Source organism: Sphingobium sp. (assembly GCF_048594625.1).
Taxonomy (GTDB): Bacteria; Pseudomonadota; Alphaproteobacteria; order Sphingomonadales; family Sphingomonadaceae; genus Sphingobium.
In genome coordinates this window covers 1-13,149 of the sequence record NZ_JBMDWL010000085.1, presented here as the reverse complement: position 1 = coordinate 13,149, position 13,149 = coordinate 1, and the positions used below count along the sequence as shown (strand labels likewise).

Here is a 13,149-nt window from a genome sequence, read left to right as displayed (position 1 = left end):
TTCCGTTGCCCCCCTCCCATTGACGGTGTGAACTTCGGCCCCATTTACGGGTTGTGACCGCGCGGCGCCCTTTGCCGCGACCTTTCCCGGATGGAGCCTCCCCACATGAAAAGCATCAACCCCGCCACCGGAGAAGACATCGCCACGCACGCCGCGCTGACCGATGCGCAGGTTGACGCCGCGCTGGACCGCGCGACCGCTGCGTTCGACGTGTGGCGCAAGAGCGACCTGTCGGAACGCACGGCGCTGCTGTCCGGCCTTGCCAATGCCTATGCGGATAATCGCGATCGGCTGGCGCGCATGGCGACGCTCGAAATGGGCAAGACGCTGAAATCCGCCCTGGCGGAGGTCGACAAATGCGTGGCCCTGTTCCGTCATTTCGCGCAGGATGGTCCCGCGATGCTGACGGGGGGCAGTATTGCACTGGCGTCAGGCGGCCGGGCGGACCTGCACTGGCTTCCCATCGGTCCGGTGCTGGCGGTGATGCCGTGGACTTTCCCCTATTGGCAGGTCGCCCGTTTCCTCGCACCCTGCATTCTGGCGGGCAATGTCGGCCTGCTCAAACATGCCAGCAATGTACAGGGCGTCGCCGCGCTCATTCAGGACATGATGTCCGTGGTGGCCGCGCCCGATGGCCTCTTTCAAAATCTGCCGATCCGGTCGGATGCCGTCGCCGCGATCATTGCGGACGATCGGGTCGCCGCCGTCACCCTGACCGGCAGCGAAGGCGCGGGCCGTGCCGTCGCCGAACAGGCGGGCAGGGCGCTCAAGAAGGTCGTGCTGGAACTGGGCGGGGCGGACCCGTTCATCGTCATGCCCTCGGCCGATCTCGACGCGGCGGTGAAGCAGGCGGTCACCGCCCGCATCCAGAATACGGGTCAATCCTGCATCTGCGGCAAGCGCATGATCGTCCATGCCGACATTTACGACGCGTTTCTGGATCGCTACGCCGCCGCGATGCAGGCGGTGAAGGCCGGTGATCCCTTCGACGACACGACCGACATGGGGCCGCTATCCAGCGAGGAACAGCGCCGCACCGTGCAGGAACAGATATGGAAGATGAAGGCGGCGGGCGCGACCCTGATCGGTGGTGAAACGCTGCCCGGACCGGGTGCCTATATGAACGCCGGGATCTTGACCGATGTGCCCACCGATCCTGCGCTGATGGGGGAGGAGATTTTCGGACCCGTCGCCATGCTGTTCCGTGCGACCGATCTGGACGACGCGATCGGCATCGCCAACGCCATTCCCTACGGCCTTGGCTCCTCGGTCTGGACGAACGACCCGGCGGAGGAGGCGCGCTTCATCCGCGATATTCAGGCCGGCATGACTGCCGTCAACCGGATGATGGCCTCGGCTCCCGAAGCGCCCTTCGGCGGCGTCAAGCGCTCCGGCCATGGCCGCGAACTTGGCCCTCAGGGTCTGCACGAATTCATGAATCTCAAGAGCGTCTATCGGCCGGGATGACTTGCGACTAAGGCTGGCATCATGCCCAGCCTCGTTACATCCGCCATCGTCTGCGCCGTGCGCCATCATGGCGAACATGGCGCGATCGCGCGGCTGCTGACGCCCGATCATGGCCTGCTGCCCGGCTATGTCAGGGGCGGGCGGTCGCGGGCGATGCGTCCGGTCCTGTTGCCCGGCAATATCGTGAAGGCCGACTTTCGCGCCCGCACCGAAGATCAGCTGGCGGGCCTCACCGTCGAACTCGCCCACAGCCGCGCGCCCCTGCTGGCCGAACCGCTGCCCGCCGTCGCCATCGACTGGAGCTGCGCGCTCACCGCCGCCGCCTTGCCGGAAGGCACGCCCTATCCCGCGTTGCATCAGGCGCTTGGCGCCGTACTGGACGCGGTGGAGGCTGCGCCAGCGGCGCGGGGCTGGGCGGTGGCACTGGTTCGTTACGAACTGCTGCTGCTCGCCGAACTCGGCTTCGGCCTCGACCTCACCCGATGCGCTGCGTCGGGCGATGCGCAAGACCTTGCCTATGTCAGTCCGCGCAGCGCGGCGGCGGTCAGCCGATCAGGCGCAGTCGGCTATGAAAACCGCCTGCTGCCCCTGCCGCCTTTTCTGACCGAAGGCGGGATGGGCGACTGGGACCAGATACTCGACGGCCTGCGCCTCACCGGCTTCTTCCTCGAACGATCGGTCCTGACGGATCGCCGCGCCGACATGCTCGCCGCACGCGAAAGACTGGTCGATCGCCTGAAAAGAGCGGTTGCCTAAAGCGGGATCGTTCTGCAAAGGCCAGGGCCGACAATCTGCCCCATAATTACAAGCCGTGGCGCAGTCCGAACATATTATAAGGAAGCCTCTATGTTGATCGCCCTGTTTCCCGGAGACGGCATCGGTCCCGAAATCGTCGCACAGGCAAAGCGCGTGCTTGACGCGCTGGCGATCGATGGCCTGACTTATGAAGACGGTCTGGTCGGCGGCGCGGCCTATAAGGCGGTCGGCCATCCGCTGCCCCCGCAAACGCTGGAAATAGCCAAGCGCGCGGACGCCATCCTGTTCGGCGCGGTGGGCGATCCGGATTGCGACGCGCTGGAACGGCATCTGCGCCCGGAACAGGCGATCCTGGGCCTGCGCAAGGAACTGGGCCTCTTCTCCAACCTGCGCCCGGCTAAGGTCTTCCCCGAACTGGCGCATGAAAGCGCGTTGAAGCCGGAAGTCGCGGGTTCCATCGACCTGCTGATCGTGCGCGAAACCAATGGCGACGTCTATTTCGGCGAAAAGGGTTTCCGCACCACCGCCGACGGCCTGCGCGAAGGCTATGACATCATGTCCTACAACGAAGCCGAAGTGCGCCGCATCGCCCATGCCGGTTTTCAGGCCGCCCGCGCCCGCCGCGGCAAGCTCTGCTCGGTGGACAAGGCGAACGTGCTGGAAACCAGCCAGCTGTGGCGCGACGTGGTGATCGCCGTGTCGGCCGAATATCCCGACGTGGCGCTGACGCACATGTATGTCGACAATGCCGCGATGCAGCTGGTCCGCAATCCCGGCCAGTTCGACGTCATCGTCACTGGCAACCTGTTTGGCGACATATTGTCGGATCAGGCGAGCATGTGCGTCGGCTCCATCGGCATGTTGGCGTCGGCGACGCTCAACGGCAGCGGTCAGGGTCTGTATGAACCGATCCACGGTTCCGCGCCCGACATTGCGGGACAGGGCAAGGCCAATCCGCTGGCTACCATCCTGTCGGCCGCGATGCTGCTGCGCTACTCGCTGAACCTGCCCGAACAGGCCGACCGCATCGAAGCGGCGGTGGCGAAGGCGCTGGCCGGCGGCGCCCGTTCGCCCGATCTGGGCGGCACGATGAACACGGTGGAAATGGGCGACGCGGTCCTCGCCGCTCTCTAAATCTGTTCAGTTCGTCGCATAAGGCGAAGAAAAATTTAAGTTTTGCGTCCCCGTGCCGATCTAATCGAAAAATGGGGACGCAAAATGCATACGGAACTGGCTCAGGCGCATGACGGCCTGCGCATGGCAATGCGCAATTTCGCGCATGTCATGCAGACGGCACGGGTTGAAGACATGGCGATGGTCGCCCGTCTGCGCACCGCATTTTCTCAGCTTTTCCGCGAACATATGGCGCAGGAAGACGGCATGATCGCATCCCTGCGTCGCACGCCCGTCACGCCGGAAACCGACCGCATCCTGCGCGAACATAGCCGCGCCATGGTCGCGCTGTTCCTGCGCTACAGCGATCATATCGAATATTGGACCCCGGCGCAGATCGCGCAGGACTGGCCCGGCTATCGCACCGCCGTCCTGTCGCTGCAAAATGGCCTGCACGAACGTATGGAGTGGGAGGAGGATCATCTCCACCCGCTCTTCACCGCGCCCACGCTGCGCGCGGCCTGACCGGTCCAATTCCGCCCGAACGGTCCTGTCGCACTGGCGGCCGGATGGATAAGGGCACAGCATGAACGATTTCACCCTCGCTTCACTGCGCGCCGCCGCCGACATGGTTCATGCTCAGGTGCCGCCGACCCCGCAATATGCCTGGCCGCTGCTGGCGCGCCGGTCTGGTTGCGACCTGTGGGTGAAGCATGAAAATCACACGCCCACCGGCGCGTTCAAGGTACGCGGGGCGATCACCTATATCGACTGGCTGCGCCGCACTCACCCGGAAGTGACCGGCATCATCACCGCCACGCGCGGCAATCATGGTCAGGCACAGGTGCGCGCGGCGACCGCAGCGGGCCTGTCCGCCACGATCATCGTGCCCCATGGCAATGCGCTGGAAAAGAACGCAGCGATGCGGGCGTTCGGCGCGAACCTCATCGAACATGGCCATGATTTCGACAGCGCCAAGGCGGAGGCCGTTCGCATGGCGGAGGAGAAGGGCCTGTTCATGGTCCCGGCCTATCATGAACAGCTGGTGCGCGGCGTGGCGAGCTATGGCCTTGAACTGTTCGACGCCGTGCCGGACCTCGACACCGTCTACGTTCCCGTCGGCTGCGGATCGGGCCTGTGCGGCACTATCGCCGCCCGCGACGCGCTGGGCCTGAAAACGAAGGTCGTCGGCGTCGTTTCCGCCCATGTCGATGCCGCGAAGCGCAGTTTCGAGGCAGGCCGCCTGATCGCATCGCCCAGCGCCCATACCTTTGCCGATGGCGTGGCGGTCTGTACCCCGGTTCAGGCGGCGCTCGACTATTTCGGGCCGCGCGCCGACCGTTTCGTCGCGGTCACCGACGATGAAGTGGCGGGCGCGATCCGCGCTTATTGGCAGGACACGCATAATCTGGCCGAAGGTGCGGGTGCCGTCGCGCTTGCCGCCCTGCTGCAAGAAAAGGACGCGATGCAGGGCAAGAAGGTTGCGGTAATCCTGTCGGGCGGTAATGGCGACATGAGCCAGATGGCGGAGATATTGAGCGGCGCAACGCCGCAGGTGGAATTGCGGAAGGCGATATGAAGCGGAAAAGCGGTCAGAACCCCGAAATCACGAGCAAGTGGAAGCCCGCGACCCTGGCGATCCGTGGCGGCACGGCGCGCAGCGAATGGGGTGAAACCTCCGAAGCGCTGTTCCTGTCCAGCGGCTATTGCTACGACCGGGCGGAGGACGCCGCCGCGCGCTTCGCCGGTGAACAGCAGGGCATGACCTATAGCCGCCTGCAAAATCCGACGGTCGAAATGCTGGAACAGCGCATCGCCCTGCTGGAAGGAGCAGAGGCCTGCCGCGCCACCGCCACCGGCATGGCCGCCATGACCGCCGCCCTGCTGTGCCAGCTGTCGGCGGGCGACCATGTCGTCGCGGCCAAGGCCGCCTTTGGCTCCTGCCGCTGGCTGGTCGACACGCTGCTGCCCAAATTCGGCATCGAAACCACGACGATAGACGGCCATCTTACCGAAGCATGGGAAGCGGCGGTAAAGCCCAATACGAAGGTCTTCTTCTTCGAAACCCCCGCCAACCCGACGATGGACATTGTCGACATCGCCGCCGTCTGCGCCATTGCAAAGGCGCATGGCATCACCAGCGTGGTGGACAATGCCTTCGCCTCGCCCGCGCTTCAGCGGCCGATGGATTACGGCGCGGATGTCGTCGCCTATAGCGCGACGAAGATGATGGACGGGCAGGGGCGTGTCCTGGCCGGGGCCATTTGCGGCACGCGCGACTGGATCGACAATGTCCTGCTGCCCTTCCACCGCAACACCGGCCCGACGCTCAGCGCCTTCAACGCGTGGGTCGTACTGAAGGGGCTGGAAACGCTGGATCTGCGCATCCGCCGCCAGAGCGACAATGCGCTCAAAGTCGCGCAATTCCTCGAAGGCCGCGTGGCCAAGGTCAATTATCCGGGCCTGCCCAGCCATCCCCAGCACGCGCTCGCCATGCAGCAGATGGAGGCCGCTGGGCCGATCTTCTCCATCTATGTCGGCGGCGGCCGGGCGGAGGCGCACGGCCTGCTCAACGCGCTGGAACTGGTCGATATTTCCAACAATATCGGTGATTCGCGCTCGCTGATGACCCATCCGGCCTCCACCACCCATTTCGGCATGGCGGAAGAAGCGCGGCTGGAAGTCGGCATCACAGAAGACATGCTGCGCCTGAATGTGGGGCTTGAGGATGCGGACGACATCATCGCCGATCTCGATCAGGCGCTGCGCGCGATAGGCCGTTGACGGGACAGGGGGTTAGGGCGCATTTCTGACACCGTGAACGCACTCTTCCCCTTTCACGCGACCACGCGGGATATTACCGTGCATGTCGCCGTCACCTTCCTGCCCGAACAGTCGGAGCCGGACCGGGGTCGCTGGTTCTGGGCCTATCATATCCGCATTGAAAATCAGGGGTATCAACCGGTGCAGTTGCTGACCCGCCACTGGATCATCACCGACGGGCGCGGGGCGCAGCATCGGGTCGATGGCGATGGCGTGGTCGGCGAACAGCCGGTGGTGCATCCGGGGAAAAGCTATGACTATGTATCGGGTTGCCCGCTTGGCACGCCGACCGGATCGATGAAGGGCAGCTATCGCATGATCGGTATCGGCGGTGACATGCTGGACGTCGCCATCCCCCATTTCGCGCTGATCGCACCGGCGGTGGCCGAATGAAGCGGACCCATTTGCCGCTGAACGGCCTGCGCGTGCTGGATGCGGCGGCGCGGCACCTGTCCTTTACCCGCGCGGCGGACGAACTTGCCGTCACGCCTGCCGCCGTCGGGCAACAGATTCGCGCGCTGGAAGATATGCTGGGCGTGGTTCTGTTCCGCCGCACGCCAAAGGGGCTGGAACTCACTCCGGAAACTGAAGCGGGCCTCGATGCCCTGCGCGCGGGCTTTCTGGAATTTGAGGAAGCCGTCCGCGCGATGCAGGCGGGCCAGTCCAGCAATGCGCTGACCATCGCCGCGCCCCGCGATATCAGCGGCAAATGGCTCCAGCCGCGTCTGGCCGCCTATGCCGCCAGCCAGCCCGACCTGACCTTTCAGCTGATCGCCGCCGACGAAGCGCTCGATTTCACAGAGGCCAATCTCGACATCGCGCTGCGCCTGACCGACGGGGCGGGGGAGCATGAAGGGATCAAGATCGGAGAAGCGCTCTATGTCACGGTGGAGGCAGCGGCTGGCGGTCCCGATCATCGCATCGACTGGCCGGGCTGCCCGTCGGGCGACAAGCCTTCCGTCATTCGCGTCGCCGATGGCGGTCTGGCGATCGAGGCGGCGGCCAGCGGCTTTGGCCGTGCCCGCGTACCGCTGCTGCTGGCGCAGGCGGATCTGGAGGCAGGCCGGGTGAAACAGGTAGGCGACACCATGCCGACCCTGCTGGCCTATTGGCTGATCGCGCCCTTGCCCCAATGGCGGCAGAAGAAGGTGAAGGCGCTGGTCGAGGCGCTGACGGCGTAAAGGCCTACCGCTTTCCTATCAGTTATGCATTTGTTACCCTCACACCATTCGCTTCCGTTACTTTCACCTCGCTCGCTTCTCTCCTCCTCACCCCGTTCGCTTCAAGCCTGTCGAGAAGCGACTGGCACTACGCCGATGATGTGGAACAGAGCCGATGCACAAACAGCCATTGTTGGAAATTAAATTCCAAACTTCAGCACATAAATGTCGAAATAAGCGGGAAAAGTGCGAAGTTAAGGGAACGCCGCTCCACAAACCGCGGCCACGCTGTCCGGGTTCAGCCACCTGCCTAGCCCCGAATGTCGAGGCTCCTTCCTTCCGCCATCCCCGTCAGCGCAATGGCGCTTCGACCCGGTCGCCATGGCTTTTGGGCGAAGACGTCACCATGATCTCGACCGGCGTGGTGCCCCGGTTCTGCGCCTGATGCGGTACGCCCGGCGCGATCTCTATCCCTTGCCCGGCCGTCAACCGATGCGTCGTCCCCGCCGCTTCCATGGTCAGTTCGCCCGACAGCACATAGAAAAACTGGCGCGCCTTCACATGATAATGGCGCACTTCCGCCGCGCCGGGCTGTATCCGCTCTTCTATCACCGACAGGTCGTCGCGCTTCACCAGATGCCAGCCATCATTCACCCCGCCCCAGACATAATGTTCCGCGCCATCCTTCTGGACGGGCGTCGGGGAAGGGGCGGCGGCACTCGTCGCGGCGGCGATCAGGATCAGGGCGTTCATGTCCGCTCCAACGAAGCGGGGCGGCTGCTCCGCCATATCGCTGGCATCGGCGGTGACCCGTCCCTATAGCTGGTCCATGGCATCGACCCAGAAACACAAGAAGCCCGAAAAAGTCCGCCCCGCCGGCTTTCCGACCCGCGATCAGGTGGTGGAATTCATCACCTCGTCCGAACAGCCCGCCGGCAAGCGTGAAATCGCCAAGGCCTTCGGTCTCAAGGGGCAGGAAAAGATCGCGCTCAAGGCGCTGCTCAAGGATATGGCGGATGAAGGGCTGATCGACATCGGCCCGGCCCGCGCCTTCCACAAGATGGGCGGGGTGCCCAAAGTCACGGTGCTGCGCATCGTCGATGTCGACGACACCACCCTGATCGCCACCCCCGAACGGTGGGAGGCCGAAGGTCAGCCCGCTCCCCGCTTGCGCGTCATCGAACGGGGCAAGCGCGGCGCCCTGACCATCGGCGACCGCATCCTCGCCCGAACGGAGGAGGCCGGGCGCGGCTGGGTTGCCCATGTCATGAAGAAACTCGCCAAGTCCAGCGAGCAGTTGCTGGGCGTGGTGGAGGAAATGGCCGATGGCAAGCTGTGGTTGCGACCGGTCGACAAGCGTATTCGAAAAGATACGCCGATCAGCGACGTCGGCGAAGCAAAGCCCGGAGATCTGGTGCTGGCCGAACCCCATGGCCGCCCGCCGCGCATTTCCGCCCGCGTCACGGACATTCTCGGCGATCCCTTCGCCCCGCGCAGCTTCAGCATGATCGCGATCCACAAACATGGCATCCCCCATGTCTTTCCTGATCGTGTCGAGGAAGAAGCGGAAAAGGCGTCCGCCCTGCCGCTGCATGAGGATAAGCGCGAGGATCTGCGTCACCTCCCCATTCTCGCCATCGATCCCGTCGATGCCCGCGACCATGACGATGCGGTCTGGGCCGCGCCGGATGATGATGCGGGCAACCCCGGTGGCTATCGGGCGATCGTCGCCATCGCGGACGTCAGCTATTATGTCCGCCCCGGCAGCGCGCTGGACAAGGAAGCGCGCAAACGCGGCAACAGCGTCTATTTCCCTGATCAGGTCGTGCCGATGCTGCCGCATGAACTGTCGTCCGATATGTGTTCGCTGCGCGCCGGGCGGGACCGTGCAGCCATGGCCTGTCACCTCACCATCAACGCCCAGGGCAAGGTGACGGCGTGGCGCTTCACCCGCGCCGTCATCCGCGTGGCGGCGGTACTGGCCTATGAAGATGCGCAGGCGGCCATCGATGGTGCACCGGCGGAGGAGGGCGCTGCGACGGACTCGCGCCTACAGGCTGACGCGTTGCTCGATGCCGCGCTGAAACCGCTCTGGGCCTGCTGGGCGCTGCTGCGCAAGGCGCGGGACGCGCGCGATCCGCTGGCGCTCGATCTGCCCGAACGGCGCGTGGTGCTGGACGACCATGGCAAGATCGTCAGCGTGGCCGTGCGCGAACGGCTCGACGCCCATATGTTGATCGAGGATTATATGATCGCCGCCAATGTCGCGGCGGCCAAGGCGCTGGAGCAGAAGAAGGCGCCGGTCATGTACCGCATCCACGAACCGCCCAGCCGCGACAAGCTGGTGGCGCTCAAGGATTATCTCGCCACCTTCGACATCCCCTTCGCGCTGGGACAGGTGGTGCGTCCCTCGACCTTCAATCAGCTGATCGCAAAGGTCGGCGATATGGAGGAAAAGCCGCAGATCATGGAACAGATCCTGCGCAGCCAGACCCAGGCCTATTATGGTCCCCAGAATATGGGCCATTTCGGACTGGCGCTGGGCAGTTACGCCCATTTCACCTCGCCCATTCGTCGCTACGCCGACCTGCTGGTCCATCGCGCGCTTGTTGGCGCCCATGGTCTGGAACTGCCCGCGCCCAAGGGGAAGGATATTCCCGAACGCTCATCGCTCAGTCAGGATGATTATGAGAATATGGGCCGGGTCGGCGAAATGATTTCCGGCCATGAACGGCGCGCGATGGAGGCGGAGCGGGAGACCGTGGACCGTTATGTCGCCGCCTTCCTTGCCGCCCATGTTGGCGAAATCGTGCAGGCCCGCATCACCGGCGTCCAGAATTTCGGTTTCTTCGCGACGGTGGAAGGGTTGGGCGGTGACGGCCTGGTCCCGGTGTCGACCATGGGTGCGGAACATTTTTTCTATGACGAAGCGGGCAGGGCGTTGCAGGGCGTCGAAAGCGGAGATCGCTACTCGGTCGGTCAGCGCCTTGAGCTGCGACTGGCGGAGGCCGACCCGATTAACGGATCGCTCCGTTTCGAACTGCCCGACAGCCCAGCGTCGCGCGGCGGCCCGATGAAGCGTGACCGCACCCGTCCCGGCGTCGTCCATCGCGGCCGTCCCAAAAATATCCGCCACATCGGGTCGAAACGCGGCAAGCATCGCAAGTAACCGCCCTTCGTCTTGAGCGTATAACTTCCGTTCGTTTCGAGCACACACCCTCCGCTCGTTCCGAGCGTAGTCGAGAAACGACAGGCGCTGCCTCAGCCTGTCTCCGGCATCGCTCGAAACAAACGCTGTTCAGCTCAACCTGTCGATCGCGTCGCTATCCAGCCCGCCCGGAATGATCATCAGGGGGCAGGGCAGCTTGCCCGCGTCCGCCCCGGCAAAATGGGTGACCAGCTTGCCCGGATTGCCGCTGGCCGCTGCGCCCAGCACCAGTGCCGCGACATCGTCCATTTCCTCCAGCGTGCCGCGCACCACGGCGACGGCATCGCCCTGACGCACGGTGATGCTGGGGCGAATGCCGGATTCGTCGGTCAGCGTGCCCGCCGCGCTGGTCACCAGCGCCTCGGCCCGTTGCAGCGCCTCATCCTCCATCGTCGCCTGAACGCCGCCCCATTGCACGAACTCGGCGGGCGGGATCAGCGCCAGAATGCGTACCGCACCACCCGTTTTGGCCGAGCGCCGGGCCGCGAAACGCAGCGCAGTTTCGGCTTCGGGCGATTCGTCCACGACGACCAGATATGTCCGCATTTTCCAGCCCCTGTTGCCGGTTGATGGCTCAACTAACCATAGAGGTGAAATGTGGGCGATAAAATCGCGTCTGGCAAGGCGTCGCTTGACCAATTCGGCGAATGGGTGAAGACATGAGGCCAACGACCAAAGCCGCAAAAGCCAAGAAGAGGCCCGAAAGCATGAGCAAGACGATCCAGATGCCCGCTCTGTCCCCGACCATGGAGGAAGGGACGCTGGCCAAATGGCTGGTGAAGGAAGGCGACACCGTGTCGTCGGGCGACCTGCTGGCCGAAATCGAAACCGACAAGGCGACGATGGAATTTGAAGCGGTCGACGAAGGCGTCGTGGCCAAGATTCTGGTGTCCGAAGGCACCGAAGGCGTGAAGGTCGGCACCGTCATCGCCATCATCGCAGAAGAAGGCGAAGATGTCGCCGCAGCCGCCGCCGGTGGCGGTGAAGCCGCACCCGCGCCCAAGGCCGATCCGGTCCCTGAAAAGGCTGAGGCCGCCGCGCCCAAGGCTGACGTCGTGCCTGCCAAGGCTGCCGCAGCCCCGGCCATATCGTCCGGTGACCGCGTGAAGGCCAGCCCGCTGGCCCGCCGCCTTGCCGAAGTGAAGGGCATCGACCTTGCCAGCATCACCGGCACCGGCACCAATGGCCGCATCATCAAGGCCGACGTCGAAAGCGCCAAGCCCGGCGCCGCGGCTCCGGCTGCTGCTGGCCCTGCCCCTGCTGCTGCGTCCGGACCCGCTGCCGCCGCTCCGGCGCCGGTCGCCGTCGCCGCGCAGGACTTCGGCATTCCGCATGAGGTCATCAAGCTCAACGGCATGCGCAAGACGATCGCGCGCCGCCTGACAGAATCCAAGCAGCAGGTGCCGCACATCTACCTGACCGTCGACATTCAGCTCGACAAGCTGCTGAAACTGCGCGGCGAACTCAACGCTGGTCTTGCCAGCCGCAATGTGAAGCTGTCGGTCAACGACCTGCTGATCAAGGCGCTGGGCGTCGCCCTCATTCAGGTGCCCGAATGCAATGTGCAGTTCGCGGGCGACCAGATGCTGCAATTCAAGCGGGCGGACATCAGCGTCGCGGTGTCGATCCCCGGCGGCCTCATCACCCCGATCGTGTCGGATGCAGGCAGCAAGGGCGTCGCCGCCATTTCGGAAAGCATGAAGGATCTGGCCGCCCGCGCCAAGGACGGCAAGCTGAAGCCGGAAGAATATCAGGGCGGCACCGCCTCGCTGTCCAACATGGGCATGTTCGGCATCAAGCAGTTCGAAGCCGTCATCAATCCGCCGCAGGCGATGATCATGGCGATCGGCGCGGGTGAAAAGCGCCCCTATGTCGTCGACGACACGCTCCAGATCGCGACCGTCATGTCGGCCACCGGCAGCTTCGACCACCGCGCCATCGATGGTGCCGACGGTGCCCGCCTGATGAAGGCGTTCAAGGAACTGGTCGAAAACCCGATCGGCATGCTCGCCTGATGGCCTTCGTGGAGGAAGAACCGCCGCTGGATCATCCGGCGATCCGTGTCATCGCCATGCCGACCGATACCAATCCCTACGGGGATATTTTCGGCGGCTGGCTGATGAGTCTGATGGACTCCGCTGCGGGGTCCGTCGCTGCCCGGCACAGTCATGGCCGCGCCGTGACCATCGCGGTGGAGGGCATGACCTTTCTCCGCCCGGTCGTGGTCGGCGATGAAGTGTCGGTCTTCGCGACGCTTCAGTCAGTCGGCCGCACGTCGATGAAGATCGATGTGGAGGCATGGCGCCGTGCGCGCCATGACGACCGCAGCTATCGCGTGACCAAGGCGACCTTCACTTTCGTGGCGATCGGCGAAGATCGCCAGCCCCGTTCCGTCCCGCCGCTTCCGGTGGAATAAGATTAGAAAGACTGACAATGGCTGAGAATTACGATGTCATCGTTCTGGGTTCCGGCCCCGGCGGCTATGTTGCCGCGATCCGCGCCGCGCAGCTGGGTCTGAAGACCGCAATCGTCGAGCGTGAAAATCTGGGCGGCATCTGCCTCAACTGGGGCTGTATCCCGACCAAGGCGCTGCTGCGTTCGGCGGAAATCTTCCACTATATG

Annotated in this window: 14 protein-coding genes; 12 read left to right on the top strand and 2 right to left on the bottom strand. The window is 64.4% G+C overall.

The genetic code is table 11. From position 1 onward, the window contains the following. Positions 1-105: 105 nt before the first annotated feature. From ACOJSJ_RS10220 to ACOJSJ_RS10185, 8 genes are all read left to right on the top strand, one after another. A complete protein-coding gene (locus ACOJSJ_RS10220) occupies positions 106-1,467 on the top strand; it encodes an NAD-dependent succinate-semialdehyde dehydrogenase (RefSeq protein WP_420144875.1) in 1,362 nt (453 codons plus the stop codon). 21 nt (positions 1,468-1,488) lie between these two features. Further along, positions 1,489-2,223, top strand: coding sequence for a DNA repair protein RecO (recO, locus tag ACOJSJ_RS10215; RefSeq protein WP_420144874.1), 735 nt, complete (start codon positions 1,489-1,491; stop codon positions 2,221-2,223). Between the two features lie 90 nt (positions 2,224-2,313). Beyond that, positions 2,314-3,357, top strand: a complete 1,044-nt coding sequence (gene leuB / locus ACOJSJ_RS10210) for a 3-isopropylmalate dehydrogenase (protein WP_420144873.1) — start codon at positions 2,314-2,316, stop codon at positions 3,355-3,357. Positions 3,358-3,441: 84 nt separating this feature from the next. Continuing rightward, positions 3,442-3,861, top strand: a complete 420-nt coding sequence (locus tag ACOJSJ_RS10205) for a hypothetical protein (RefSeq protein ID WP_420144872.1) — start codon at positions 3,442-3,444, stop codon at positions 3,859-3,861. A gap of 61 nt (positions 3,862-3,922) precedes the next feature. After that, complete coding sequence (locus ACOJSJ_RS10200; protein WP_420144871.1) at positions 3,923-4,915, top strand: threonine dehydratase; 993 nt, start codon at positions 3,923-3,925, stop codon at positions 4,913-4,915. Further along, positions 4,912-6,120 (top strand): O-succinylhomoserine sulfhydrylase, encoded by a 1,209-nt coding sequence (gene metZ, locus ACOJSJ_RS10195; protein ID WP_420144870.1) that lies wholly within the window; start codon positions 4,912-4,914, stop codon positions 6,118-6,120. The genes ACOJSJ_RS10200 and metZ overlap by 4 nt, the downstream gene beginning before the upstream one ends. Before the next feature lie 33 nt (positions 6,121-6,153). Next, positions 6,154-6,552 carry a Co2+/Mg2+ efflux protein ApaG gene (apaG, locus tag ACOJSJ_RS10190; RefSeq protein ID WP_420144869.1) on the top strand — a complete coding sequence of 133 codons (399 nt, stop codon included), beginning with the start codon at positions 6,154-6,156 and terminating at the stop codon, positions 6,550-6,552. Continuing rightward, positions 6,549-7,340, top strand: coding sequence for a LysR family transcriptional regulator (locus ACOJSJ_RS10185; RefSeq protein ID WP_420144868.1), 792 nt, complete (start codon positions 6,549-6,551; stop codon positions 7,338-7,340). The genes apaG and ACOJSJ_RS10185 overlap by 4 nt, the downstream gene beginning before the upstream one ends. Positions 7,341-7,670: 330 nt before the next feature. On the opposite strand, the gene ACOJSJ_RS10180 is transcribed toward ACOJSJ_RS10185, so the two are convergent. Beyond that, positions 7,671-8,072, bottom strand: coding sequence for a cupin domain-containing protein (locus ACOJSJ_RS10180; RefSeq protein WP_420144867.1), 402 nt, complete (start codon positions 8,070-8,072; stop codon positions 7,671-7,673). Between the two features lie 76 nt (positions 8,073-8,148). Here ACOJSJ_RS10180 and rnr point away from each other — a divergent pair, with 76 nt between their 5' ends. Continuing rightward, the gene (gene rnr, locus ACOJSJ_RS10175; protein WP_420144889.1) at positions 8,149-10,488 is read left to right on the top strand and encodes a ribonuclease R; all 2,340 of its coding nucleotides are present in this window, start codon (positions 8,149-8,151) and stop codon (positions 10,486-10,488) included. A 129-nt stretch (positions 10,489-10,617) separates the two neighbouring features. Here rnr and ACOJSJ_RS10170 read toward each other — a convergent pair whose 3' ends face one another. Beyond that, positions 10,618-11,073: a universal stress protein gene (locus ACOJSJ_RS10170; RefSeq protein ID WP_420144866.1), complete on the bottom strand. Its 456-nt coding sequence runs from the start codon at positions 11,071-11,073 to the stop codon at positions 10,618-10,620. A gap of 161 nt (positions 11,074-11,234) precedes the next feature. Between ACOJSJ_RS10170 and ACOJSJ_RS10165 the strand changes: the two genes are divergently transcribed. From ACOJSJ_RS10165 to ACOJSJ_RS10155, 3 genes are all read left to right on the top strand, one after another. Beyond that, positions 11,235-12,542: a pyruvate dehydrogenase complex dihydrolipoamide acetyltransferase gene (locus tag ACOJSJ_RS10165; RefSeq protein ID WP_420144865.1), complete on the top strand. Its 1,308-nt coding sequence runs from the start codon at positions 11,235-11,237 to the stop codon at positions 12,540-12,542. Next, positions 12,542-12,943, top strand: a complete 402-nt coding sequence (locus ACOJSJ_RS10160; protein ID WP_420144864.1) for an acyl-CoA thioesterase — start codon at positions 12,542-12,544, stop codon at positions 12,941-12,943. The genes ACOJSJ_RS10165 and ACOJSJ_RS10160 overlap by 1 nt, the downstream gene beginning before the upstream one ends. A 17-nt stretch (positions 12,944-12,960) precedes the next feature. After that, positions 12,961-13,149 (top strand): FAD-dependent oxidoreductase (locus tag ACOJSJ_RS10155; RefSeq protein ID WP_420144863.1); only part of this gene is annotated, 189 nt, incomplete at its 3' end.

Coding starts and splice junctions, on each gene's coding strand:
- ACOJSJ_RS10220 (WP_420144875.1), top strand. CDS start 106: ATGAAAAGCATCAACCCCGCCACCGGAGAAGACATCGCCACGCACGCC.
- recO (WP_420144874.1), top strand. CDS start 1,489: ATGCCCAGCCTCGTTACATCCGCCATCGTCTGCGCCGTGCGCCATCAT.
- leuB (WP_420144873.1), top strand. CDS start 2,314: ATGTTGATCGCCCTGTTTCCCGGAGACGGCATCGGTCCCGAAATCGTC.
- ACOJSJ_RS10205 (WP_420144872.1), top strand. CDS start 3,442: ATGCATACGGAACTGGCTCAGGCGCATGACGGCCTGCGCATGGCAATG.
- ACOJSJ_RS10200 (WP_420144871.1), top strand. CDS start 3,923: ATGAACGATTTCACCCTCGCTTCACTGCGCGCCGCCGCCGACATGGTT.
- metZ (WP_420144870.1), top strand. CDS start 4,912: ATGAAGCGGAAAAGCGGTCAGAACCCCGAAATCACGAGCAAGTGGAAG.
- ACOJSJ_RS10185 (WP_420144868.1), top strand. CDS start 6,549: ATGAAGCGGACCCATTTGCCGCTGAACGGCCTGCGCGTGCTGGATGCG.
- ACOJSJ_RS10180 (WP_420144867.1), bottom strand. CDS start 8,072: ATGAACGCCCTGATCCTGATCGCCGCCGCGACGAGTGCCGCCGCCCCT.
- rnr (WP_420144889.1), top strand. CDS start 8,149: ATGGCATCGACCCAGAAACACAAGAAGCCCGAAAAAGTCCGCCCCGCC.
- ACOJSJ_RS10170 (WP_420144866.1), bottom strand. CDS start 11,073: ATGCGGACATATCTGGTCGTCGTGGACGAATCGCCCGAAGCCGAAACT.
- ACOJSJ_RS10165 (WP_420144865.1), top strand. CDS start 11,235: ATGAGCAAGACGATCCAGATGCCCGCTCTGTCCCCGACCATGGAGGAA.
- ACOJSJ_RS10160 (WP_420144864.1), top strand. CDS start 12,542: ATGGCCTTCGTGGAGGAAGAACCGCCGCTGGATCATCCGGCGATCCGT.